Consider the following 23,115-nt stretch of genomic DNA (forward strand, 5'->3'; position numbering starts at 1 on the left):
CGCTTAACCACTGATCCTCGCCGAAGGGCGAGGATGTCAGGCTTTTAGCCCAACGGAAAAATTAACAAGCAATGTGTGTCTGTAAAAACACGGGATCCCTCTATGTGTTCTTCATATACCATGAGGGGTCAATGAGCTAAGGTACGATGCTTATTTCAGCAGCATCGAGCTTAAGTACAACTTTTCTACATCACTGAGGTTTTTCGCAACCGTAATGGCTTCGCGAAGTGGTTCAGATAGCTCTAAAAAGTAGCTCGGTGGTACATCAAACAAGCGAACCGCTTTGCCGATCACTTTTCTTGAGGGGGTATGCTTACCATTTTCGATAAGAGAAAGGTATGTCGGCGTGATATCAAGATGGCTGGCACACTCTTCACTTTTCATTTTCTTGTGAAGCCTTAGTGCCCTAATTTTAAAACCGCTAATACTCATCAAATCTAGTCACCATTATTACTATTTATTAAAAAAAACATTTTTGTCAGGGGAAGGGAGACACATTAATCCATCTTTACTGGCGGCATGCTAGCTATTTTTGCTGCTAGGTATTTATCTTCCTCTGGATTAATCTTGAAGTGGATAAACGAGGTCTCAAAGTTATCATCGTAAGTTAGGCGCTGGGCAACACCGGCTGCTTGATCATTATCGAATACTATCCAGTATTCAATACGGCCATTTAAGTCGTTGTTGAAGGTTGTCATGTACTTAATCGTTTGATTTCCAAATGGGACGTCATTCCTTATAAAGTAAAGTTTCTCTGCCACATTGATTAAATCTTGTGACACAAAGTACACGAGAAAAGCCTTGGCTTCCTCACTAAGTTCATTTAATTCAGTGATATGGGCGTAGTTCATATTATTTAAACTTTTTAAATATATTGTTTTATTAAATCATCTTTTTAGAACTAATATATGATTACCTTAAAGAGTAATTATATCAACTGATAATTTTTGGAATGTTAGATAAGCATTTTATTTTCATTTTTCCTGTTGTAATAAAAAAAAGTCTGAGTACAATGTACCTCCTGTGCTGGCTGGAGGTTAATTATGGGTAGTGAATGTCATAGTGAAAATATTGATATCAAGTCTATAAGAATGCGACTAAAAGTTAGCCAGCATGAATTTGCCGAAGCACTTGGACTAAGCCAAGAAACGATCAAAAGCTGGGAGCAAGGGCGCCGTAATCCTACTGGTTTAGCGAAGAAAGCTCTTAAGCTGATGGAAAAAGATCTTGAGCTTTATTATAGATTTAAGTTCAACTGAACAAATGACCGATGGCATCTCATTCCTTCCTGCAAGGTGCTATTGGTCATTTCTTTCGCCACATACAAGGGTCAAATATTGAAACATGATGAATATGAACTTGACTTATACTTTGAAAATATTGAAGAAATAAATAAATCCATTGATGGAATAGACTTTGTTCTTAGCGATGATTTCCTTAATTTTCGACACCTCAATGTAGTAATACTTTTCATCATAATATTCGCTATTTATTTATTATTCTTTTAAATGGAGGGTAAGCGTATTATCACGCCGCCATAACCTTAATATCTCTACTTTTTTTCGCTTTAAATACATGAAATATAAAAGAGATATTATGCTGAGTTTTTATAAAGAAAATTGGTTCAACAACATCAAAGGAGATTTATTATCGGGAATTGTGGTGGCATTAGCCCTCATACCAGAAGCTATCGCATTCTCAATCATCGCAGGCTTAGACCCTAAAGTTGGCCTCTATGCATCCTTTTCAATCTGCGTAGTCATTGCTTTCACTGGCTCACGTTCGGGCATGATTTCCGCTTCGACAGGTGCAATGGCTTTGCTAATGACGACATTAGTGAAAGAGCATGGCCTGGAATACTTATTAGCCGCTTCTTTTTTGGCTGGGATCCTGCAATACACCATTGGGTTGCTCAAGCTGGGTGATCTCATGCGTTTTGTTTCGCGCTCCATTGTGACAGGTTTCGTGAATGCCCTGGCTATCCTTATCTTCATGGCGCAATTGCCAGAACTGACAGGTGTTACTTGGCATGTCTATGCGTTAACAGGAGCTGGGTTGGGGATTATTTACCTATTTCCGTATATCCCTAAGCTTGGCAAGTTATTGCCTTCTCCATTAGTGTGTATCATTGCGATCACAGTCTGTACCGTCATGTTTAAGATTGATGTTCGTACTGTGGGGGATATGGGGGCACTGCCTGATTCTCTTCCTGTCTTTTTGATCCCAAATGTCCCGTTTTCAATCGAAACGCTATACATTATCCTCCCGTATTCATTCGCATTGGCAGTGGTCGGCGTGCTTGAATCGATGATGACGGCAAAAATCATTGACGACATTACCGATACACCAAGTGACAACAATGCTGAGTGCAAAGGCCAGGGGATCGCGAATATGGTCTCTGCCATGTTCGGTGGTATGGCGGGATGTGCAATGATTGGTCAGTCGATGATCAACATGAGTTCGGGCGGTAGAACGCGGCTTTCTACCTTGGCTGCCGGGGTTTTCTTACTCATTATGGTTGTGTTCCTTGGTGATTACCTGAAACAAATTCCGATGGCAGCATTGGTCGCTGTCATGATCATGGTTTCTATTAGTACGTTTTCTTGGAAGTCGATCATTGATATCAAGCATCACCCACTGAATGCCAATGCAGTGATGATTTCGACTGTCGTTTCCGTCGTCCTAACCCATAACCTTGCGATTGGTGTCGTCGTCGGTGTGGTTGTTTCGACCGTTTTTTATGCCAACCACAGCCGCAAGATCATGAAGGTGACAGATGATGTGGTGGTTCTCAATGAACATACAATACATAAGGTGCATGGTCAGATATTTTTTGCCTCAGCCTACAACTTCATCGATATGTTCAACTTCAAACACCCAACGAAGTACGTCACGATAGACTTGTCTGATGCGCATTTCTGGGATATCACCGCCGTTGGGGCACTAGATAAAGTGATCATCAAGTTTATGGAGGCAGGCTCTATGGTTGATGTCGTGGGAATGAATGAAGAGTCTGAACAGATGATCACCAAGTTCGCCATATTCGACAAACCCGAAAAACTGGCGAATCAGGCTATTGGCCACTGATTATTAAGAAGGAATATGTGTGACAAATGTTCAAATGGCATATATGCCATTTGAACTCCCCCGCTTTATTCGACAGCTACTCTGATGCAGTCGCTTTGATGTCTACTTTCCCGCTCGTCATATCAACATCCGCGTGATAAACAGCATGCGGGTCTCCGTAATGTTTGAAAGTAAAATCATAAACGTTTGCTGGAGCCCATATTTTTAAAGTTTTAAAAGGCGTTATGTCATATCCATCTTGCTGGTAGAGCTCCGTCTCTATCACTTTTGCCATAGCAGATTGTTGGTTGGCTGTTCTATCAATACTGGGTTCGAGCGAGGGGTTGCTTGGATATGAAACACCGTTGTTCTTAATCAAGCGGAAAGCGCCGTTGCTCCACACCATAAAATCTTGCCAACCGTTGCTGGTGCTATCCGTTAAAAGGACTGGGGGTTTTACCACTGACATCTGGCTAATGATGTTGCCTGTTTGGTCGAAGATAGCTGCAGTACACCCGCCACTGCCGCAAAAGTAGCTGTCTTGTATCAAGACAAAATGCTCGGCAACGCCATCGTTGTTAAGATCCGCACTGCCGGTAAGGTAACGGATATTGTCTTGCTCAAGCGAAAGCCCTTCGGGTGCTAAGATGCTGTCATCAACCCATTGGGCAATAATACTGGCGTTAACCGTCTGGTTAGCTGAGGCACGGCTATTGCTATCGACACTCTTGGTTGCGCTGCATCCGATGAGAAGAAGTGAGCTGAACAGGCATATCTTTCCTAATTCGCGGTTGAACATTTCTCTTGCTCTTTGGTCGGTACGATTAGGTTATAAGTATATAAAAGGAAAAAGCAGTGACAAAATTTCTTAATCCGGTCAACAAACTAGAGAAGGTTGAGTGGTTGAGTGGTTGAGTGGTTGAGTGGTTGGGAGCAGGAGATATTGGGCCTAAATAAACAGCGGTGCTGTAGCCATTACAGCCACAGCACCGCAGTCAAATAACGTTCGAATTACTTCTTAAGGTTAGTGAAGTAGTCGAAGATTACTGGTACATCGTTGTTACCCATGCCTGCATCAACAGCAGCTTGTAGGCTTGTAGAAGTACCTTGTGCAATTAGAGACTCAGTGCCTAGCTCTTCACAAAGCGCAAGGAAGTAACCAAGATCTTTGTTGGCGTTAGCAACAGAGAAGCCCAGTTTCTCTTCGCCGTCTACAGCGTAGAACTTACAGAACTGCATGAACGGTGAGTTAGAAGGGCCCGCTGACATGATGTCAAATAGTTGCTGACCGTCAACGCCTGCTAGTTTAGCCACTGCGAACGCTTGAGACATAGTTGCAACAGTCGTCATACCCATGAAGTTGTTCACAAGCTTAGTAACGTGACCTGAACCTAGCGCACCTAGGTGGAATACGTTTTCGCCTTGCTCGTCAAGAACTGGCTTAACGTTGTTGAACGTTTCTATGTCGCCAGCAGCCATGATGTTAAGAAGACCATCTTTAGCGTGAGCGGGAGTACGACCTAGAGGAGCATCGATCATACCTGCGCCTTTCTCTGCAAGGTCAGCACCGATCTTCTTAGTCGAAGCTGGGATAGACGTACCGAAGTCGATTAGCGTTTTGCCTTCAGACATACCCGCTAGGATACCCATCTCGCCGTAAACTACTTTTTCAACAACTTCAGACGTTGTCAGGCAAAGCATAACGATATCACTTTTCTCAGCGAGCTCTTTACCAGAAACCGCTTCAGATGCGTTGCCACGAGCGAGAACTGCTGCCACTGCATCTTTATTAAGATCCATTACGTTAACTTCGTAACCACGGTTTTGAAGATTCTCAACCATGTTGCCGCCCATAAGGCCAAGACCGATGAAACCAATTACTGGTTTAGTCATTTAAGACTCCTAATAAAATACTATTGTATGACTATATGGCTTAAGGATATACATCTGTCCGTCTTAAAGCAATCGTAGAATGCTTTGAAATTATCGCCAGTTCACAGTTTTTTGATCTGAGCCAAATCTAGGCCTTAGTTAAATTTTGACGTAAAAAAGTAGCGCAGAAGCCCAATAGAGACACCTAACTTGGTGTTTTGTATTGGGAATCGTTTTGCTCTAGAGGTAATTCAACGCTGCTGCTTTGTCTCTATCGAACTCATTGAGAGTTTTACGGGCCAAATGGCGGAAGGGAATTGCCTTGATACATTCTTCGAATGGCATGATGGCAAACGCCCAGAACAGCGGCGCCTCGAAGAATTGGAGCAAGATTGCCAGCAGCGGTAATGATACCAACCATTGACCGGAGAAATTGATGACAAAGACGGCTTTGGTCTTGCCCAAGGCCCGCAAGGCGTGGCCGTGGACGGTATTATAGCCACGAACTAGGGGCAGAAAGATGTAGAGTGGGGCTATGATTGCCAAAGCTTGAAAGGTTTCCTGCTTCATTTCTGGATAGATGAACGGCAGGCATAAACTGAGCACAAAGAACAAGCCGCAAGTGATGATAGACAGGATTACTGCAATTTTAATACTGGTATCAACATTTTCCCGCAGTTCATCAAGATTATTGGCCCCGATGGCTTGGCTGATCAGAATAGCCGTTGAATGGGCTGCCGCTGTTGTCATTTGGGTCCCCATGCGGATCCACGGCATAATCAAGGTGATGGCTACATAGGCGTAAAGAGTTAGTTGCGAGTAAAGCAGTTGGTAGATCGTTGCCCCGACCGCCAGCATAGCCATATTGGCCGCAATCGGAAAAATTTCGACAAAATGGCGCTTGGTAAGGTCAGCGAAATGACCGAGTTTCTCTGGCTTGCGCAGGGTGAACATGTCATCCAAATTGGCGCAGTAAGCAAGGAAACTGGTGCGTACCACTATCGCGACTAAACTGCCTAATGCGGCCCCCGTAACACCAAAGCCAAATGAGTGGATCAGTAGGTAAGTTGCCACGGTATTGATTGGTAATTCAACCAGATAGCCCTTAAAAGGAATCTTGGTTTTACCCAACCCATTGAAACCGGCAATCATGACTTGGGTGATGGCGCTGAACAGCAAGGTTAAGGTGGATATATTAAGGTAACCGACTGTTAATTTAAGCAATTCAGGGTCTTGGGTGATATAGCCAACCAATTGCTCTCCGAACACAAACAGCAACATCGAAAACAGCATTGCAACACCTAAGTTTATTGCTATTCCGCTTAGGATCGAGTCGCTCAGCGCGTCGGAGCGGCCTGAGCCATATGCCCGGCTGATCACCAACTGGGTGCCGTTTGCTAGCGCATTCTGAAAACCGAGCAGGAAAGCAACAATGGCAGTGGCAATACCAATGGCTGCAACAGGAGCTTCTCCAAGTGGTGAGATCAATACTGTGTCGATCAATAACATCGACTGCATCAACAGTGCATTCATGGCCAATGGCCATGCCGTTGTGAGGTTTTTCTTAACAAATGGAGAGAGGTGCAAGAGGGCTCCTTGGCTTAAAATGGTTATCAGAAGTCATGAATTGTATTATTATATTTCAATCTTTCTGCTAACTTCTAGAGCCTTCTTGCCGATTAATCGTTCCGATTTGTTAATCGACCGCCATTTCACTTACGTTGCTATGTTTATCTTTAATCAATGCACAGAACAATTGACTCGCTGTGGCGATAAGTTCGTCCGGGAAGTCATAGTCGGGATTATGCAGCTGCGGATGTTGTTCACCGCTGCCAAGACAGAACAGTGCACCGGGCCATTTAGCCAGAAATTCCGCCACATCTTCCGACCACCGCATTGGCTCTTCAATAATATTGACCGGCAACGCTAGCAATCTGGCTTGGCGGATAACCTGCTGGCAATGTGGCTGTGAGTTGACCGCGGCATTGAACCATTCTTGCCACGATACTTCGAGGCCAAGCTGCTCTTGCTGGCACAGGGCAGCGATTTGTTGTTCGATAAGGGACTTCATGGCAAACAAGGTGTGGCTGTTATCGCTGCGCAGTGTCGCAAGTACTTTGGCATAACCCGGTGCGGTACCAAACCCGGTCTCCCCTTGAGCTGTTGCGGCAAGAGAGGCATGAACCACTGTGGTGAGTGTGAACACATCGGGAAACTGCTCTGGCAAGTGTTGGATCAGCTTGATGGCTTCCGTCATCGCTAAGGTTGGGGCTAAACCATCTTCGGGCTTGGCGGCATGGGAGGTTTTGCCAAACAGCTCGATAGTCACGCCGGTTGAGGCGCAAGCGAACGTGTTGGGCTTGATGACAAGCGTATTGAGCGGGTAACCGGGCAGGTTATGGTAAGCAAAGACATTATCGATATGTTGCTGGGCGAGCCAGGGCTCTTGCAACATGGCTGCAGCGCCGGTGCCGGTTTCTTCTGCTGGTTGGAACAGTAACAGGACTTTGCCTGTGATTGGTGGATGTAGGCAGAGGTATTTGGCGACCATCATCAAGGAAGCGGTATGTCCGTCATGGCCGCAGGCATGCATGATCCCCGAATGGCAGGAGGCATAATGGTGGCATGCTTGTTCATGGATCGGCAGGGCATCGAAATCGGCGCGAAACAGGCTGGTTTCACCGGGGTTATTGCTGTCGAATTTCACCACAATACCGTGGCCTCCGAGGTCAGTTTTAGGGGCAAGACCAAATTGACGCAGCTGTTGGCAGATCAGCGCTGCGGTTTGACGCTCATGGTGTGAAAGCTCTGGGTATTGATGAAGGAAATGGCGAAAGTTGATAGGGTCAAAGGAATCAATCGGCGTAATCATAATTTTCTGTGCAGTGATAATGTATAAGTTGCATAGATTACGCCGATTTATTTTGAGCAAATGTGATAGTTATCTCAGGTATCCTGTTAGAAAGAATTTATATGACATTTTTTCTAATAATCACAGGCATGTCATCTTTGCTCTCGTTAAAAATATCTATTCTCGTGTTGGTATTTTCTTTTATTGCTTCAATGACTTTTCCGAATAGGTAAAGTGGAATTGACAGCATGGTTAAGAAAAATGCTAACTTAGCGATGCTTGGGGAAGCTAAACCAAAAAATCCCAAGCAAACACCAAGTGTTAGCACCAAATAACTTAAAATAGTCAAATGTGACACAGTATTAACACTATTCATTAGGCCCTCATACTTACATCCAAAATTTGTTATTTATGTGTGAATAATATAACCTGAAAAGTTCATTTAAATTTGATAGGTATACATTATCCGGTGGTCGCCATCTGCATAGTTGACTTTGTCAGACCAGTTAGCAAAATATCTAATGTTAGCGCGAGAGGTTATCTGATATGAGATAGCTGCCTCGTGCATAAAACGTGTTTCTCCTGATAGTTCTCCCGAGGCTCCCATTAGAGACATAGGGTTATAGTTGAGCCAAATGTTATCTGTGACATTATATCGACTATACATGCCAGCAAGCCCGTAAAAGCCTAATAAGTGATGCCCACCAATAGCCCCTTTTTCCGTCTCGATACGAGCGTTATTTTTATTTAGATCAACAACGGCACCCCCGATAGCAAGCATCGGATAAGCTTGAAAATTCCTGATTTCTGGCAAGGCTTGAATTAAGCCATAGGTACCGGTCCCAATGCCTGAATCAATGTTGTAATTCAAATCAAGATTGGTGCCAGTTCCTGTTTCGAGGCTTACTTCAAAATGACGATAGCGAAGTTCACTCACTGAATTATTATTATCACTACGCCATCCGATAGATTCTCCACCGATACCTTTCATTTCAAAAATGTGCATGGCTTTTCTGTTTTCAATTCCAGGGTCATAAGCATGGCCTAACATTAAATTAATACCTTTGTCGCCATAACCTACACCAAATTGAGAAAATACAGCCATCGGGTCGGACATATCTTGTAAAGTATCTGATTGTTGTGAAGCAAAGGCAGAGCATGATGATATGGCTGCAAAGATAGTCACGATTAAGTTGTTAGTATTTGTTTTCATTTATTCCTCTGCTTTTTACAGCCATTAGTACAAAGCGCATAATAAAAATCGCAACTAGGGATTGAATGAATCTTTTCACACGTTAAGCATTTGGCACGAATTATATATATGTTGATAAGTGAATGTTCATGCCGTTTACTTAAAATGTTTGTTTCACGAATAAATTCAAGGGTGTTACGATTTATGTACTTCACCATAAATTATTACCATTTTGAAATAAGGGGGAGTCTACGAACCTGGTGATGGCGCTCCCCCAGAAGCGATTACTTTATGATTGGGACGATTTCAAAATTTTGAGAAAAATGTACCGATACACTTTTCAATTTATTAATTACAGAAATGTCACCGTTCACGTTGACTTTCTTTTCTTTAATAAGTTGTTCGAGTGAAGCTTGCCCCGTGATAATTGCGATTAAATCAGCACGCTCAATTGAAAGCGTTAGATCAACATCGCTGATAGCTTTTTCAACTTGAAGCGGTGCTAGGTTCGCATTGCTGAATTCAACATAATGAACTTCATTTATCTCTGGGTGGATAATGTTGAAGTTGAATGCCATATCAGCTGGAACCTTGCTGGCATCAACTGATACGGCCATGAAATCCAGGAACCCAGCAGTCGTCATTTGCGACATAATGTCAGACGAAACCGCTTTTAGTGCTTCTGGAATATGATTGGTGCGAAGTTCTGAAGCGCCTTGTAAATAAGAGTTGCGCCATGCCATGGTCTCAGATTGGTAACCTTGCTGCTCCCAGCTATCAGCAAGCAATTCACGTGCTTTGGTATCTGAAGGATCACAATTGACGATATCGTTTAATAGTGTAGAGGCTTCTTGATAGGCACCTTGATTAAAGTGATGTTGAGCTTGCTTATACACTGTGTCCGTACCTGCCGTTTGTACGTATAAGCATGAGCGTTCAACGTTGGTCAAAGGGTTGATGTTGGTTGGGTTCATGTCGTGATAACCTAAATACAGGTTAATCACACCACGCGCATTGTGGGAGTATGAACCGTGATAGCCGCGGCTAGCCCAAGTCTGTTGCTGTGAATCAGGAACAATTTGCTCTACCGCGCGACCAATGTCATTAATCTTCACCCCTTGGTTAGCAAGTCGTAATGTCTGGTTATGGATGAAGCCATAATTATCACGCTGCATGGTTAGGTATTCAGCGATTTCATTTTCGTCTGTACCGGGGTTGTTCCAAACCGGCGCTGAGTGGGCCGCATGGATGTTATCAACCTTATCCGCAAATCGAAGTTTTATTTCGGATAGATACTTGGTCCAGGCAAGTGAATCGCGGGTTTGTGCTCCGCGGAATGTGTAAATGTTATGTTGGCCGTCATAGGTCAACTCCGCAGTGTTGAGCGAGTTATAAGCTGGAACATAGTTGATCATCTCTGTAGGTGCTTCAGCTCCAGGCATATTGATGAATAACATTTCCAAACCGTCTATAGTGATCGTTTCTTCACGGTCTTCAATGATCACTGTCGGCGGGATCAAGGTGATTTCACCTTTGGACATACCCATGCCGAGGGCATTATCCACAACACCGTAAGCCGAGTCAGGCAAGGTGTTTCCATATTGATATTGCGCGCGACGGCCCATAGCGTTGCCTGCGAGTAGCCCTTCGCTAAGCAATTCTTCCATGAAGTCTTTTGGGGCAAAGACATCAACGCCTTCAGGCAGCTGACCATCCTCAAATAAGCCGCGGACGCCACCGTAATGATCCGGATGGGTATGGGAGTAGATAATGCCTGTAACTTTGTGTTCACCGTTGATTGCCGGCAGGTGCTGTTTGGCAAAGTCCCAAGCGGCAGAAGCTGCTTCTCTTGTGATCAGTGGGTCATGGATGATGTAACCGTTATCAGAACGGTAAATTGTCATATTTGAAAGATCGGCACCTCGGATTTGGTAAATACCGTCTGTCACCTCATACAGCCCCCCAGAGGCGTAGTTCATTGCCCCTTGGCGCCAAATTGAAGGATTTACCGTCTCAGGGCGATCACGACGGATGTCGTCTACTTCCAGATAGCCGCGTGAATTACGCAGTTCTGCTGCGCTATGCTCTCCAAAAGCAGCAATCAAACCACGTTCAGATCGTTCAAAGGCTGATGTGTCATGCCACGGTAGCGTTTTGTCTAACGCACTGTTGGCTTCGATGGTATGTTTTGTTGCTGGCTTACCTATGTACTCTAATGAATCATAATCAGCTGCTGCTGCACATGAGGTAACTGCAATTGCGACAGACAATAGTGTTTTATTCATATTGGTAGTCTCTTGGGTTGTATCATTAACTTTTCGGGAATACGCAACTTATATCTACAATAAGATATATTTTGCTTATGTGATTAAATTTTAAAGTGTTACAGATTTGGCTTGATAACGATTTGTCTAATCTAGTTTAAAGTTTTTTTCTCATACACATGGTATTTATACAAACCAATAATGACTCTGTAGATGGTAGCAATCAATAATATAAATCCGGCTACACTTCCGATAGGCGTTCCGAGGCCAAGCATCAACACAAGTGAGCTTATTAATATAGTTATATTGGTCATAACCAATTGTAATTTGAATAACCGACTAGGTTGCAATGTGAAAATTGCTCTGCACATGGTTTTGCTCAATTTTATGATACATTAAATGCATATTTATTCTTGGCCTAAATTAGCGATCAAACTTATACGTAATAAATGTAATTACGTAAGCTAACTTAATCATATGAAACTGTTAGCATTATTGATTTTAAAGAATAAAAAATTCCCCCGCAACAATGGCGGGGGCTGCCAACTGGCATTGCTAGGAATACTTTAGTTATTACATAATCAAGAATGTCGTATGCTCATAACAATGTTACGAGTTAAGCGGTTAACCTAACTTGGTCTATATCGATATTTGCTCCTCCGATGCTGTAGTGAAGCGTGTTTTAGCACCTTGTGAAATTAAAATTGAGGTTCAACAATATCATTCCAACTGTATTTATACTCAAGAGTAAAGTCTTTCTGTATTTACACTTCCAAGTGCCTCAAATTGACTCACACCAAAGCCAATACGATAATCACCTGCGAAAGCTGCACGGGAGGTTAACGGATAACGAGTAATTAAAAATAAAAGTAGGCTGATTGATTTTTCCATAAGACGCCTGAATAAAATTGTTAGAAAAAATCTTGTTAAGATTTCATTAAGGGAAAAATTAATTTCTTATGTTATATGGCCATCATCTATTTATATAACTTTATATTTAGTTCTTGATGCCATGAAAAGGTGAAGTAAACATGTTCAAAACGCTTTAATTTTGTTTGATGTTTATTTTTGTGTTCGTGTTTTTATTTTGAAGTGATTTATTACAAATGACTAATGTTAGATATTAAATATTTGGTGAGAAAAATGGTTCGTATAGGTACACATTGCTATATTGCTTGTGGCAGTATTTATGGACGTGTCGCACTGTAGCGCTGATCGGCACTAAGAGGGGGGTTGTGCCTTAGTGCCGTTAAGGCTCTGAAAAATATGGGAGCTCATACCGCCCCAGTTTTCCAAGATAAATTGGCGTTTGCTTTCAAGCCGTAGCTGAAGGGAGCGGTTATCGGCCTCTGATTGCTTCAACTGGTGCAACAGTTTGAAAGCAATCGCTTCGAGAGGTGAGCGATTAGGTTATCAAAAATGAATGGTTAGTCACTGTGAATATTCTGTTGCGGAATAAAATTGTGAGGTAGCGATACTAACACTGATGTATATTGTATTGGCATCGCTATCTGGTTTGGGTTATGGATGAAGCTGCTTAATTGCTGTGATCAGGGCATCCAACCCGGCATCCACTTTGCTTTGTGGGCAACCGACATTCAAGCGGATATAACCTTTTCCTTCGTCACCATAGGTATCACCACGCATGATCGCGACGTTGTGATTGTGAATAAGGATTCGTTGTAGGGCATCCATATCAATGTTCAGTGGATTGAGGTCAATCCAAGCCAAATAGGTTCCTTCTGGCACTTGGTAGTTAATTTCCGGGAATGCGTTGTTAAGGCGCTCAGCCACCGTTATTAAGTTCTGCTGTAAGTAGCCCTTGAGTGCATCCAGCCACTCATCGCCTTGCTGGTAGGCGGCGATATGGGCGATAACGCCGAGAATAGAAGGTGATGATAACCCATGTGCCGCCTTGAGTTGTTTTAGGTACTGCTCTCGTGATGTCGCATCGGGGATAAAGGCATAAGCACCGGTCAGAGCCGGAATATTGAATGACTTTGAGCCTGAACTCACCAAGGCCCAATCCTTGTTCGTTGCGACTTCAGACCATGGAAGGTATTGGGAGTAAGCCATGTCCATATGAATATCATCGGAGATCACCTTCACACTATGGCGCTGACAAATGTCAGCCATTCGCTCTAGTTCATTTCTGCGCCATACTCTGCCTGTCGGATTTTGCGGGCTGCAAAGCAAAAGGACTTTGCATTCTTGCCGCGCCGCTTGTTGTTCAAATTGCTTCCAGTCTATTTCATACCCCTGCGCGGTTTTGAGCAGCGGGCTTGGCAGCAATTGGCGCTGGTTGGCTTCAAGCATATTTCCGAAAGCATCATAGGCTGGGGTGTGGACTAAAATGCCGTCACCTGGCTGACTCCACTGCGTAACGAGCTGGGAAATGATGTAGATCACTGACGGGCCGTAGACGAGGGCTTCTTGGTCAAGATCTGCCTGGTAGCGTTTGGTAAACCAACCCGTAACGGCTTGCTTGAAGTCGTCATGGTTCCAACGACTGTAACCCAGTACGCCATGGGTTAGGCGTTGTTGTAAGGCTTGTTGGATACAGGGGGCGGTTTCGAAATCCATATCGGAAATGGTAAAGGGGAGTAAGTCGGCCTCACCAAAGCGATCTTGGACATAGTCCCACTGGGTACAGTAAGTGCCATAGCGGTTAACGGGAGTTGAGAAATCAAACATAAGTGCCTCGCAGAACAACGTATAAGACTGCGCTCTGATTAGGCAAAGCGCAGTCTTATACCGTGCGGGGAGTTGGGCTCCCCGCCGATATAATGGTTTTGGCTGAGAAAGATTAAGCTGGCATCAGGCCCTGAATCTCATTTTTCACCAAGTGAACCTGAGGACCAATCACCACCTGTAGGTTATGGGCATCAAGCTTCACCACCCCCAAAGCGCCGTTGGCTTTAAGCACCGCATCGTTAACCAGCGACATGTCTGTTACTGAAAGACGCAAGCGAGTGATGCAGTTGTCCAGTGACTCAATGTTATCGGCACCGCCAAGGGCTTCGAGGATGATATCGCCTTTATAGCCAGTGGTTTTCTCACCGGTTACAGCAGCGGCAATTTGCTCGGCACTTTCCACTTCACGACCCGGTGTTTTCAGGTTGAAGCGGGTGATGGCAAAACGGAATACCGAGTAGTAGACCGCAAACCAAATCCCGGCCACAACAGGCACTAGGTACCACTTGGTGGCTGTACCCTGCAAAATACCGAAGATGAAGAAGTCGATAATGTTACCGTCGGTGTTACCGATAGTGACATCCAGCAGGCCCATTACCATAAAGCCAAGGCCCGTTAGTACTGCGTGGATCAGGTAAAGTGCTGGTGCAACAAACAGGAACAGGAACTCAAGCGGCTCGGTGATACCACCGACCACACACGCCACCACACCCGATAGCAGCAGTGCTTTTACTTTGCCGCGATTTTCTGGGCGAGAGCAATGGTACATCGCTAGAGCTGCACCCGGCAGGCCGCCGAGGAAGGCTGGCATCTTGCCCTGAGACAGGAAGGCGGTTGCTGAAGACGAGAAGCTGTCAGTGGTTGAACAAGACAGCTCAGAGTAGAAGATATTCAGTGCGCCGCTAACAGTATTGCCACACACGTCCATAGTGCCGCCGGCTTCAGTAAAGCGGATTAAGGCAACCAGAATATGGTGTAGGCCAAAAGGAAGAAGCAGGCGTTCACCCGCACCGAACAGGAATGGACCAAATGGGCCTGCATGAGAAATCGCCGTACCGACGCCATTGATGCCTGCGGCGAAGTAAGGCCAGATCAACGGAACGATCAGACCAACCACACCCAGCACGACAGTGGTGATGATAGGAACAAAGCGGGCGCCGCCGAAGAAGGCCAGCGCATCCGGCATCTTGTAGGTGTAGAAGCGGGCATGCAGTTTCGCCACGATAATACCGACAATGACCGCACCCAAGATACCGGTGTCGATAGAGTCGACACCAATGATCGATTTCACGCCGTAAGCGGCTTCTTGCTCGGCATTACCCAGTACACCAGCCACCGTGAGGTAGAAGTTGATAGATAGGTTCAATGCCGCGTAGCCAACGAAGCCGGCAAAGGCGGCCACGCCTTTTTCTTCACGTGCCAGCCCAAGCGGAATGGCGACGGCGAACATGATTGGCAGGTAGATGAAGGCAACCAGGCCGATTTTGGTCATCCACATAAACAGTAGCTGCAGTGGCATGAAATCCAAGAACGGAATGCTTTCTTTTACCGCGCTGCTCGACAGCGAGCTGCCGACACCGAGCAAAATACCGGAGAATGCCAGCAGGGCTACCGGTAGCATGAAGGTTTTTCCGAGGCTTTGGAAAAACTCCCATAAGGTTGTTTTCTTAGAAGTATTGGACATAGTGGGTAACCCCTAACCTTATTATTGTCGTAGGTAGAGTTGATAAAACGTTTTATCAAACTTTTGTAAAAAAACGCTGGTGCAGAGACGTTCTTGTTCATGCAACAGCGTGCTAAATGTGTTCACATAAATAGGATAAAACGTTTTATCAGTTGATTTCGCTGGTTGGATCACGAAATCTGATCGGTTTTCCACGAGTGATTTAAACTGTGATCGAGGTAAAAGTGTGAAAAGCTCGATAGAACGTTTTACTTGCATGTAATATCCTTGGTGTCTCGAAGACGGATACGTGCTGCTAATGAGCCAAAGAAAAGTAAAAATCACAGATGTTGCTGAATATGCAGGGGTGTCGGTATCGACAGTCTCGTTGGTGCTTGGTAATAAGGGGCGGATCTCCGAGGCGACGATTAACAAGGTTAATGATGCGATCAAGGCCTTGGGTTATGTGCGTAATAAGGCTGCCGCGAATTTGCGCTCGAACCAATCCAATTTGGTCGGTTTAGTGTTGAAGGACATTACCGATCCCTTTTATACCGAGATCACCGCAGGTTTTAGTCAGATCCTTGAAAAGCATGGCTTCATGTTATTTTTGGCCCAGTGCGGCGATTCTCCTGAGCGACTGGAAGCATGCGTACAATCGATGCTTCAACAAGGCGTGGCCGGCGTGGCATTCAGCCCACTGCGAGGGGCAAGTCAAAGCGTGATTGATATGCTGGCACAATCTGAAGTGCCAGCGGTTTGTGTCGCGCGGGCGACCGTCAATGACGATATCGATTATGTGGTGCCCGATAATACGTTGGCCGCCAAGCTAGCTACCCAGCATTTGGTTGAGCAGGGTCACCGACATATTGCTTACGTTGGCGGGCAAGGGGATTCACTGACTCGCGCAGAACGTATCGGCGGTTATTGCACGACCTTGATCCAATATGGCCTGCCGTTTAAAAGCGAATGGATTGTTGAATGTGAGAGCAGCCAGAAAGCGGCTGCCAATACGGTTCAAGAACTGTTGACTCAACATCCGAAAATCACCGCTATCTTGTGCCATCGGCCAGCCACCGCGCTGGGGGCGGTATACGGTGTTGAGCGGGCTAACCGTACCGTCGGGCGCGATAACTATATCGGCCAACAAGTTGCGCTCATTGGCTTTGATGATGTAGCAGAAGCCGAACTTACCCATCCTCCACTGACCTTTATGTCGTCAACAGCCAAAGACATTGGCGAGCAAGCCGGTAAGCGTCTAGTTCAGAAAATGAAACTCAGCGAACAAGCTCAAGCGGTTGAGATGGTGGTATTGGCTCCTGAGCTGATTATCCGCGGCTCAGCATAGATTATGGTGAGGATCCTCGGTATTATCGGCCACCGCTTTTTGGGTGTACCACACGATATTTGTAGAGGATTGGTCTTGAGCACTTTGTTTACAGAAACCCGCATTGGCAACATGGCATTGAAGAACCGCTTTATGCGAAGCGCGACTTGGGAAAATATGGCAACAGAAGATGGCCATATGACGGATAAGCTTTACGCTATCTATGAAGAACTCGCGCAAGGTGAAGTCGGCCTGATCGTAACGGGTTATGCAAATATTGTTGAAGAAGAGAAGCCCAATGCCGGCATGATGGGGATCTACAACGACTCCTTTATCGACGAATATAAAAAACTGACCGAGTTAGTGCATCACTATGACTCCAAAATTGTCATGCAGCTGGCCTATGGTGGCACTAAGACCACGTTTAACCTCGGTGAAAGGGTCATTTTCGCGCCAAGTGAAGTACCAGAGATCGGTACCCAAACGTGCGGTAAAGCGATGACCAAGGACGAAATTGATTACATCGTCAAAGCGTTTGCCGAAGCGAGTTTGCGAGCGCAGAAATCCGGGTTTGATGGTATTGAAATCCATGCCGCCCACACTTATCTGATCAATCAGTTCCTAAGCCCCTACTACAACCGCCGTGAAGATGAGTACGGCGGTAGCCTAGAGAACCGCCTGCGATTTTTGATGGAGATCTATGCTGAAACCAGAAAGCTGGTGGGTGATGCGTTTCCGATCCTCGTCAAACTGACGGCCTCAGAGTTTTTTGACGGCGGCCAGACCTTTGATGAAACCCGCATTGTTTGCCAAAAACTTGAGGAAGTTGGCGTTGATGCCATCATCATCTCGGGCAATATTCACGGCAAAGCCAACACCATGATAGGCCAGTCTTTTGATGGGTATACGCTTCAGGAAGAAGGTTACTTCCATGAATACGGGCATGTTATCAGTCAGGAAGTCAGTGTTCCGGTTATTACTGTCGGTGGCCTAACCGATATTGCGGCAATAGAACACATTGCCGAAAACACCAATATCCAATATTTCGCGCTTTCACGTCCTTTGCTGTCTGAACCGCATTTGGTCAAGCGTTGGAAAGAGGGGGATAGATCACCGGTTGAGTGTGAACGTTGCTCGAAGTGCCGCACCAAACGCGGAAACTTCTGTGTGGTGAATAAGGAAAGAAAGTCACAGCTTGCTCAAATGTAATTCGGCTGGATTTGAGTCTTGTTGATGGCAAAGCCAGCAGAGTGTTGCTGGCTTTTTTGATCTTGCTTGTTGCCATGGAATACTGACCTCGCCATGACGTGATACGGACAGGGATAGTGTATTGATGGCTTTAACACAAAACGCCAGCAAAAATAGGCGTGAAACACTTTTCAATTGTTGTGCTAACAATTGAAGGGTAGACAACAAAGAGTAGTGATGATGATAAAAACAAAAGCCAAAATACTTTCTGTGGCATTGGCTGCCGCTTTGCTTGGGGGCTGCGCCAGTTACAGCATCAGTGAGCAGGATATGACTAATTACCTGCAAGACTCCGTCAGCCTGGACCAATCCGTGGGTGTCGAAAATGTCATGTACGCCCAGGTGGCGGTTGAAGATCTCGAGGTTAAAATTGGCCGGGCTGATGCCGACCGGGTGTCTGTGTTCGCCAGCACTAATGCGCAGGTACAGATGCTAAGTCTGCAAAGCATGGGGTTGGATTTGGATGTCGAGTTCAGCGCTATTCCGGAATATGACAAAGACAGCGGGGAGGTGTATTTGAAATCACTGCGTTTAGAGCGCTTTGATGAAAGTAGTAAACAACTGACCCCTGAAGTTAAAAAGCTATTAAAGCCAGCAGTATCCATGATTGGCTACGCGCTATCAAAACAGCCGGTGTACAAGCTAGATAGTTCAACCGTGCAGGAAGCCTTGATAAAATCGGCTGAGCCTAATTTGGTTATCAAGAACAATAAGTTAGTGATAGAGCTGTTTGATTAGGTGTTATTAACGTATCGGTAACGTTAGTTTTCTTTTGCAACTGGTTGGTTCAGATTGACTGCGAGCGGCATATCGCTAAGATAGCCACTCTTGAATTATTCGATTCCATTCAATTACGGAGGTGCACAAAATGTTGATGTTAACTCGCACGCTTGCGTGCATCTTCGTTGCCAAAATTGCTTACCTCAAGCAGCCCCAAGTCGCTTAGCGCAGGCAGTAGATAAACTTCAATTATTTACTGCCGAAGAAAACAGCCTGAGAGAACAAAGACTATCGCATTCGTTTTATGAAGAAACGTGTGCAGGTTGGACTATGCTCGTTTCTCTGCGTGTTGTTTTTTGGCTAACTGTTATTCCAATCTACATAAATATTTGATCAGTTTTGCTAGTTAAAAGCTCAATGGCTTGATCAACGGTGTATTCAGATTGGTATTTCTCCTCAAAGAAATGAGAACTAAGCGATGATGAACAACAAACATTGGTCGAAAATGGAAATGCTCCATGAGACCGTTAAAAACCAAAATATTTCCATCAAAGGCACTCACAGTTACTACAGCGATGCTTACGACAATGGTTTCGAGCGTTCTGTCGTACGTTACCTCCATGGCGACGAGCAAACTTGCCACCGTGAACCGCGCTGGGAAATCGATAAGCTGTATATTGGCGATTACGTCTGTATTGGCGCTGAGGCGGTGATCTTGATGGGCGGTAACCATACCCATCGTGCCGATTGGTTTTCACTTTATCCTTTTATGGACAAAATTGATGAGGCCTATCAGTCGAAAGGGGATACCCATCTTGGCGATGGTTGTTGGATAGGCATGCGCGCCATGATCATGCCGGGCGTGACTGTTGGGGAAGGGGCGATAGTTGCTGCCAATAGCGTGGTCACTAAAGATGTTGAGCCGTATGCGATTGCCGGTGGCAGCCCTGCTAAAACCATTCGTACACGTTTTGCGCCTGATACCATAAAACGGCTGTTGGCCCTGAAAATTTACGATTGGCCCGAGAGTAAGTTTGACGCACTAAAAGATCTGATTTGTAGCGATGATATAGAAGCGCTGGAAAAAGCGCATGCTTTGTTTGAGCAACGATAAGGAAAAAGGAGCCGTATAGGCTCCTTTTTTAATACCGCCAATTACCTAGATCCGGAAACTGTAGCTGACAATCAGTTTCGTTGCTGTTTTATCGGCTTTTTCGCTGATGTCCCCAGGTTGCAGTTGCCCTAATGTTTCATCAGGTCGGTAAAACGCCTGCTTGAGGTTAACATTCAGCCCACGTAATAACCCTGAACGCGGGTAATAGTTGAGGGTGATAGCATGTTCCTCTTCCCGGCCGTAGTCGGTATCGCCGCTGTATTTGTTCTGAATTGGGGCCTTACCCCAGTGGTAGCGGTATTCCAGGTTTAGATCTTGCAAGCCGAGGTGGCGGAAGTCGTATTTTGCCCCAACCACCATCGCTTCCTCGCCATCTCGACGGAAGCCGTGGTAGTTCCCGCTGGTAGGCAGCTTGAGGTAACCTTTAGCGTTACCGAACCCATAGCTGAAGGCACCATTTGCACTGCCGTTCTCACGCGGGGCGTTAATTTTGGTAAAACCATATAACAACTGCCAGGCGTCATAGTTGAGTCGAAACTCATAAGAGAGTGCCGAGGCATATTCGTCAAACGCAGCCAGACCTTTTTCAACATCTTGATCCCACAGATCACCGGCCTTGTGGTTGTAGTAATACTGCGCCTGCATGAATAAGTTAGTTTGTGGTGTAATACCTAAGGTGTAATAGGCGCTGGAGTGGAAGCGACGTAGGTAATCTTTTGCTTCGCCGTAAGCGATTTGATAGCCGCCCGGCTCATCAAATTTCTTGCGCATTCTGAAGGTATAGAGGTAGTCATAGCTCAGTGGGTCGGGCGCGTAGTAGTTGGCATTACCGCTTAGATCGCGCATGGTATCGTCGTTACCAGACATAAACCCAATCACATAGGCACCGTCGAAGATATAGCCATTGTAATGCTGCTGCACCATGACGCCGCGATAACTCGACAGCAAGGCGTCATCATCAGTGGCCGTGGTGATCATACCGGTATTGTAGAAGCCATCACCGATCTTCATAAAGCCGCTCTGGCTGCGTTCCTTGCCCCAGTTCATTTGTACGTTGGCAACGGGCAGCTTACCGTATCCACTGGTTTCATTGCATTTATATTGGCCTTTCCCCGGCTCGCCACCGGACCAAAAACAATCTTCGCTGATAAAGATTTTTTCACCGGCATTCCAGTTATGTACATCGCCAGGATAGGAATCACCGAGCTTGAACATATAGCTGTAGCCCAAGTTGGCGCTTAGGGTAACGTTGTCGCTCAGGATTGGAACCTTTCCTGAGCGGAAGAATAAGCCGACAGATTGCCCCCATTCATATTGCCGATCCATGCCGTCAATGTCGTTATTAGTATCACGGAAGTATTTCTCGGTCGTCTTGCCGTGGTTGAGGAGTACAACCGTTACCGTACCGTCCTTGATGAATTGGTTATACAGCGCTTTCGTATCAGCCATCGCAGTTAATGGCATGGCAGACATACCCACCAGCATGGCAAGCATTGCGGAATAAATTGGTTTAACACGTCGATGATGTATTCCCTTAGCGACAGACATGAGTCTCGGGACCTCCATTGTAATGATTCAGTTACCCTCAGGTGGCTTTCAGCCGTCTGCTTGTAGCAGCAGAAGTTGAGTCTATTATATTTTTGCTTTCATTTTCTTTCGTGTTCTCCATCACGAAACAAAAAGAAAACTAAAAATAAGCAAATTAAAACATTGATCACTTAAACGAAGGTTTTCGTAAGTATAATAAAGCTTTTCATAAGCAGGGTTGCTTCATAACAAAGAAGCGAAAATGTGTATGTTGCTATTTGATAAGTGTCAGCTGAGAGGGATAGGGAATGGCTGTTGAGTGCGGTAGAAGGTTACACCGGGGGATCGTTGGGTTAGCTTTTACAGGGATCGGGCTGGCATACACTGCCACGGCGGCAGCGTCTTCTGGCATTGCTGATCTCGCCGCCGCAGGAGGCGCAGACTCGACCGAGGTTTATGTCCTGAAATTGTTGGAAGAGCAGGCACTGGCAAACAATAACCAGGAGCTGTTGGATTTGTTTGCCGCGGTGACCACTAGCGAGGAAGCGGCGAGATTGGCCGGAGAGATAACCCCCGACCGGAGTGGCGCTAGCATCTACAATGTGGCTACCGCGCAGAATGTTTTTGCTAACACAGTGCGCAAGCGTACTTCTGACTACATCCTGGGTGATTCAGCTCGCACCTCGTTGTGGGTGTCCTATCTCGGAACGGACTCAACCTCGTTTGTAACCAGTGAAGGGACCAACCGTTTTGATGGTTATGACGCTGACTCATCGGGGATCGCAGTAGGTTACGACCGGGTGCTGTCCGAAGATTCGATCCTTGGTGTCGCATTTAGTCAACAGTCAATCAATAGTCAAAGCCGGCTCTATAACCAGCAGCTGGATATCGATACTTATCAAGCGGCGCTATATGGTACTTACCACTGGCATGATATGTACTTCTCAGCGCAGGGACTGGTGGGCTGGAACAGTAATCGTTCCGAGCGCTCTATCGGTGACAGTTTGATGGCTGGTGGTCAATCACAAGCGACAGCGCGATTCAACAGTCAAAGCTTTGCACTGCTGCTTGACTGGCAGTTTCCGGTCTATCTCGGCGAGGTAACTTTCCTGCCGTCCCTTTATGCTGACTATGCATTGGTCAAGGTCGAAGACTACCAAGAAAACTATGTCCGTGAATATAACAAAGCCGGTGAGTTGACCAAGTCATCGGGTTCTCCGGCCGCGCTTGCCTACGACAAGCAAGAATATGAAACCCTCAACCTCGGGTTCGGACTGGAACTTGCCCACCGGCTTGATACCAATGTCGGGGTGTTTGCCTCCCAGCTAAAACTCAAGGCGCAGCAGGAGTTACTTGACCACAACCTGACGACTACGGCAAGGCTGGCCAGTGGTGGTGGCAGCTTCACTCTGCCGGTCAGTGAGGCCGATGACTTTTTTTACGAAACTCACCTCGATCTGGTTTGGGAAACCAACACCAGCTTCTCCTGGCATATCGGGGCCCAATACCTATGGAGCGATAGCCAGGAAACCACTATGTACTACGGCCGTGGCACGTACTCGTTTTAATCAGGGATG

General features: G+C 45.7%; 20 protein-coding genes. 7 read left to right on the top strand and 13 right to left on the bottom strand.

Annotation, left to right across the window (positions count from 1 at the left end; genetic code table 11):
- Positions 1-150: 150 nt before the first annotated feature.
- Both C9I99_RS13065 and C9I99_RS13070 read right to left on the bottom strand, forming a co-directional pair.
- On the bottom strand, positions 151-432 hold the full coding sequence (locus C9I99_RS13065) for a helix-turn-helix domain-containing protein (protein ID WP_107349322.1): 282 nt from the start codon (positions 430-432) through the stop codon (positions 151-153).
- 65 nt (positions 433-497) lie between these two features.
- Positions 498-851 (bottom strand): hypothetical protein, encoded by a 354-nt coding sequence (locus C9I99_RS13070; protein ID WP_107349323.1) that lies wholly within the window; start codon positions 849-851, stop codon positions 498-500.
- 192 nt (positions 852-1,043) lie between these two features.
- Here C9I99_RS13070 and nadS point away from each other — a divergent pair, with 192 nt between their 5' ends.
- Positions 1,044-1,259, top strand: a complete 216-nt coding sequence (nadS, locus tag C9I99_RS13075; RefSeq protein WP_107349324.1) for a NadS family protein — start codon at positions 1,044-1,046, stop codon at positions 1,257-1,259.
- Positions 1,260-1,596: 337 nt separating this feature from the next.
- Positions 1,597-3,087 carry a SulP family inorganic anion transporter gene (locus C9I99_RS13085; RefSeq protein WP_107349326.1) on the top strand — a complete coding sequence of 497 codons (1,491 nt, stop codon included), beginning with the start codon at positions 1,597-1,599 and terminating at the stop codon, positions 3,085-3,087.
- Between the two features lie 76 nt (positions 3,088-3,163).
- Here C9I99_RS13085 and C9I99_RS13090 read toward each other — a convergent pair whose 3' ends face one another.
- From C9I99_RS13090 to malX, 10 genes are all read right to left on the bottom strand, one after another.
- Positions 3,164-3,865, bottom strand: coding sequence for a hypothetical protein (locus C9I99_RS13090; RefSeq protein WP_107349327.1), 702 nt, complete (start codon positions 3,863-3,865; stop codon positions 3,164-3,166).
- 212 nt (positions 3,866-4,077) lie between these two features.
- The gene (locus C9I99_RS13095) at positions 4,078-4,959 is read right to left on the bottom strand and encodes an NAD(P)-dependent oxidoreductase (protein WP_107349328.1); all 882 of its coding nucleotides are present in this window, start codon (positions 4,957-4,959) and stop codon (positions 4,078-4,080) included.
- Between the two features lie 219 nt (positions 4,960-5,178).
- Positions 5,179-6,525: an MATE family efflux transporter gene (locus C9I99_RS13100; RefSeq protein ID WP_107349329.1), complete on the bottom strand. Its 1,347-nt coding sequence runs from the start codon at positions 6,523-6,525 to the stop codon at positions 5,179-5,181.
- A gap of 109 nt (positions 6,526-6,634) precedes the next feature.
- Entirely contained in the window at positions 6,635-7,810 is a 1,176-nt protein-coding gene (locus tag C9I99_RS13105; protein ID WP_107349330.1) for an amidohydrolase, read from the bottom strand.
- 97 nt (positions 7,811-7,907) lie between these two features.
- Entirely contained in the window at positions 7,908-8,165 is a 258-nt protein-coding gene (locus C9I99_RS13110; protein ID WP_107349331.1) for a KH domain-containing protein, read from the bottom strand.
- A gap of 66 nt (positions 8,166-8,231) precedes the next feature.
- Positions 8,232-9,002: a hypothetical protein gene (locus tag C9I99_RS13115; RefSeq protein ID WP_107349332.1), complete on the bottom strand. Its 771-nt coding sequence runs from the start codon at positions 9,000-9,002 to the stop codon at positions 8,232-8,234.
- 263 nt (positions 9,003-9,265) lie between these two features.
- Complete coding sequence (locus C9I99_RS13120) at positions 9,266-11,266, bottom strand: alkyl/aryl-sulfatase (RefSeq protein WP_107349333.1); 2,001 nt, start codon at positions 11,264-11,266, stop codon at positions 9,266-9,268.
- Positions 11,267-11,986: 720 nt separating this feature from the next.
- The gene (locus tag C9I99_RS27210) at positions 11,987-12,136 is read right to left on the bottom strand and encodes a hypothetical protein (RefSeq protein ID WP_166645459.1); all 150 of its coding nucleotides are present in this window, start codon (positions 12,134-12,136) and stop codon (positions 11,987-11,989) included.
- Between the two features lie 630 nt (positions 12,137-12,766).
- Positions 12,767-13,939 carry a MalY/PatB family protein gene (locus tag C9I99_RS13125; RefSeq protein WP_107349334.1) on the bottom strand — a complete coding sequence of 391 codons (1,173 nt, stop codon included), beginning with the start codon at positions 13,937-13,939 and terminating at the stop codon, positions 12,767-12,769.
- A 112-nt stretch (positions 13,940-14,051) separates the two neighbouring features.
- Complete coding sequence (gene malX, locus C9I99_RS13130; protein WP_107349335.1) at positions 14,052-15,623, bottom strand: maltose/glucose-specific PTS transporter subunit IIBC; 1,572 nt, start codon at positions 15,621-15,623, stop codon at positions 14,052-14,054.
- A gap of 298 nt (positions 15,624-15,921) precedes the next feature.
- Here malX and malI point away from each other — a divergent pair, with 298 nt between their 5' ends.
- From malI to C9I99_RS13155, 4 genes are all read left to right on the top strand, one after another.
- Positions 15,922-16,950 carry a Mal regulon transcriptional regulator MalI gene (gene malI / locus C9I99_RS13140; RefSeq protein ID WP_107349337.1) on the top strand — a complete coding sequence of 343 codons (1,029 nt, stop codon included), beginning with the start codon at positions 15,922-15,924 and terminating at the stop codon, positions 16,948-16,950.
- Between the two features lie 75 nt (positions 16,951-17,025).
- The gene (locus C9I99_RS13145; protein ID WP_107349376.1) at positions 17,026-18,138 is read left to right on the top strand and encodes an NADH:flavin oxidoreductase; all 1,113 of its coding nucleotides are present in this window, start codon (positions 17,026-17,028) and stop codon (positions 18,136-18,138) included.
- Between the two features lie 219 nt (positions 18,139-18,357).
- Positions 18,358-18,915, top strand: coding sequence for a YceB family lipoprotein (locus C9I99_RS13150; protein ID WP_107349377.1), 558 nt, complete (start codon positions 18,358-18,360; stop codon positions 18,913-18,915).
- 463 nt (positions 18,916-19,378) lie between these two features.
- Positions 19,379-20,011, top strand: coding sequence for a CatB-related O-acetyltransferase (locus C9I99_RS13155; protein WP_107349378.1), 633 nt, complete (start codon positions 19,379-19,381; stop codon positions 20,009-20,011).
- Positions 20,012-20,056: 45 nt separating this feature from the next.
- Here the strand turns inward: C9I99_RS13155 and C9I99_RS13160 are convergent, their stop codons facing one another.
- The gene (locus C9I99_RS13160) at positions 20,057-21,559 is read right to left on the bottom strand and encodes an OprD family outer membrane porin (protein WP_166645458.1); all 1,503 of its coding nucleotides are present in this window, start codon (positions 21,557-21,559) and stop codon (positions 20,057-20,059) included.
- Positions 21,560-21,846: 287 nt separating this feature from the next.
- Between C9I99_RS13160 and C9I99_RS13165 the strand changes: the two genes are divergently transcribed.
- Entirely contained in the window at positions 21,847-23,106 is a 1,260-nt protein-coding gene (locus C9I99_RS13165) for an autotransporter outer membrane beta-barrel domain-containing protein (protein ID WP_107349339.1), read from the top strand.
- Positions 23,107-23,115: the final 9 nt, after the last annotated feature.

Origin of the sequence: Photobacterium lutimaris, assembly GCF_003025555.1 — a bacterium.
Taxonomy (GTDB): Bacteria; Pseudomonadota; Gammaproteobacteria; order Enterobacterales; family Vibrionaceae; genus Photobacterium; species Photobacterium lutimaris.

Bases quoted from the DNA above. Each gene is read 5' to 3' on its own strand.
- C9I99_RS13110 (WP_107349331.1), bottom strand. From the start codon at position 8,165: ATGAATAGTGTTAATACTGTGTCACATTTGACTATTTTAAGTTATTTG.
- C9I99_RS13105 (WP_107349330.1), bottom strand. From the start codon at position 7,810: ATGATTACGCCGATTGATTCCTTTGACCCTATCAACTTTCGCCATTTC.
- C9I99_RS13085 (WP_107349326.1), top strand. From the start codon at position 1,597: ATGCTGAGTTTTTATAAAGAAAATTGGTTCAACAACATCAAAGGAGAT.
- C9I99_RS13070 (WP_107349323.1), bottom strand. From the start codon at position 851: ATGAACTACGCCCATATCACTGAATTAAATGAACTTAGTGAGGAAGCC.
- C9I99_RS13150 (WP_107349377.1), top strand. From the start codon at position 18,358: ATGATAAAAACAAAAGCCAAAATACTTTCTGTGGCATTGGCTGCCGCT.
- C9I99_RS13090 (WP_107349327.1), bottom strand. From the start codon at position 3,865: ATGTTCAACCGCGAATTAGGAAAGATATGCCTGTTCAGCTCACTTCTT.
- malX (WP_107349335.1), bottom strand. From the start codon at position 15,623: ATGTCCAATACTTCTAAGAAAACAACCTTATGGGAGTTTTTCCAAAGC.
- nadS (WP_107349324.1), top strand. From the start codon at position 1,044: ATGGGTAGTGAATGTCATAGTGAAAATATTGATATCAAGTCTATAAGA.
- C9I99_RS13120 (WP_107349333.1), bottom strand. From the start codon at position 11,266: ATGAATAAAACACTATTGTCTGTCGCAATTGCAGTTACCTCATGTGCA.
- C9I99_RS13125 (WP_107349334.1), bottom strand. From the start codon at position 13,939: ATGTTTGATTTCTCAACTCCCGTTAACCGCTATGGCACTTACTGTACC.
- C9I99_RS13065 (WP_107349322.1), bottom strand. From the start codon at position 432: ATGAGTATTAGCGGTTTTAAAATTAGGGCACTAAGGCTTCACAAGAAA.
- malI (WP_107349337.1), top strand. From the start codon at position 15,922: ATGAGCCAAAGAAAAGTAAAAATCACAGATGTTGCTGAATATGCAGGG.
- C9I99_RS13165 (WP_107349339.1), top strand. From the start codon at position 21,847: ATGGCTGTTGAGTGCGGTAGAAGGTTACACCGGGGGATCGTTGGGTTA.
- C9I99_RS13155 (WP_107349378.1), top strand. From the start codon at position 19,379: ATGAACAACAAACATTGGTCGAAAATGGAAATGCTCCATGAGACCGTT.
- C9I99_RS27210 (WP_166645459.1), bottom strand. From the start codon at position 12,136: ATGGAAAAATCAATCAGCCTACTTTTATTTTTAATTACTCGTTATCCG.
- C9I99_RS13115 (WP_107349332.1), bottom strand. From the start codon at position 9,002: ATGAAAACAAATACTAACAACTTAATCGTGACTATCTTTGCAGCCATA.
- C9I99_RS13095 (WP_107349328.1), bottom strand. From the start codon at position 4,959: ATGACTAAACCAGTAATTGGTTTCATCGGTCTTGGCCTTATGGGCGGC.
- C9I99_RS13160 (WP_166645458.1), bottom strand. From the start codon at position 21,559: ATGTCTGTCGCTAAGGGAATACATCATCGACGTGTTAAACCAATTTAT.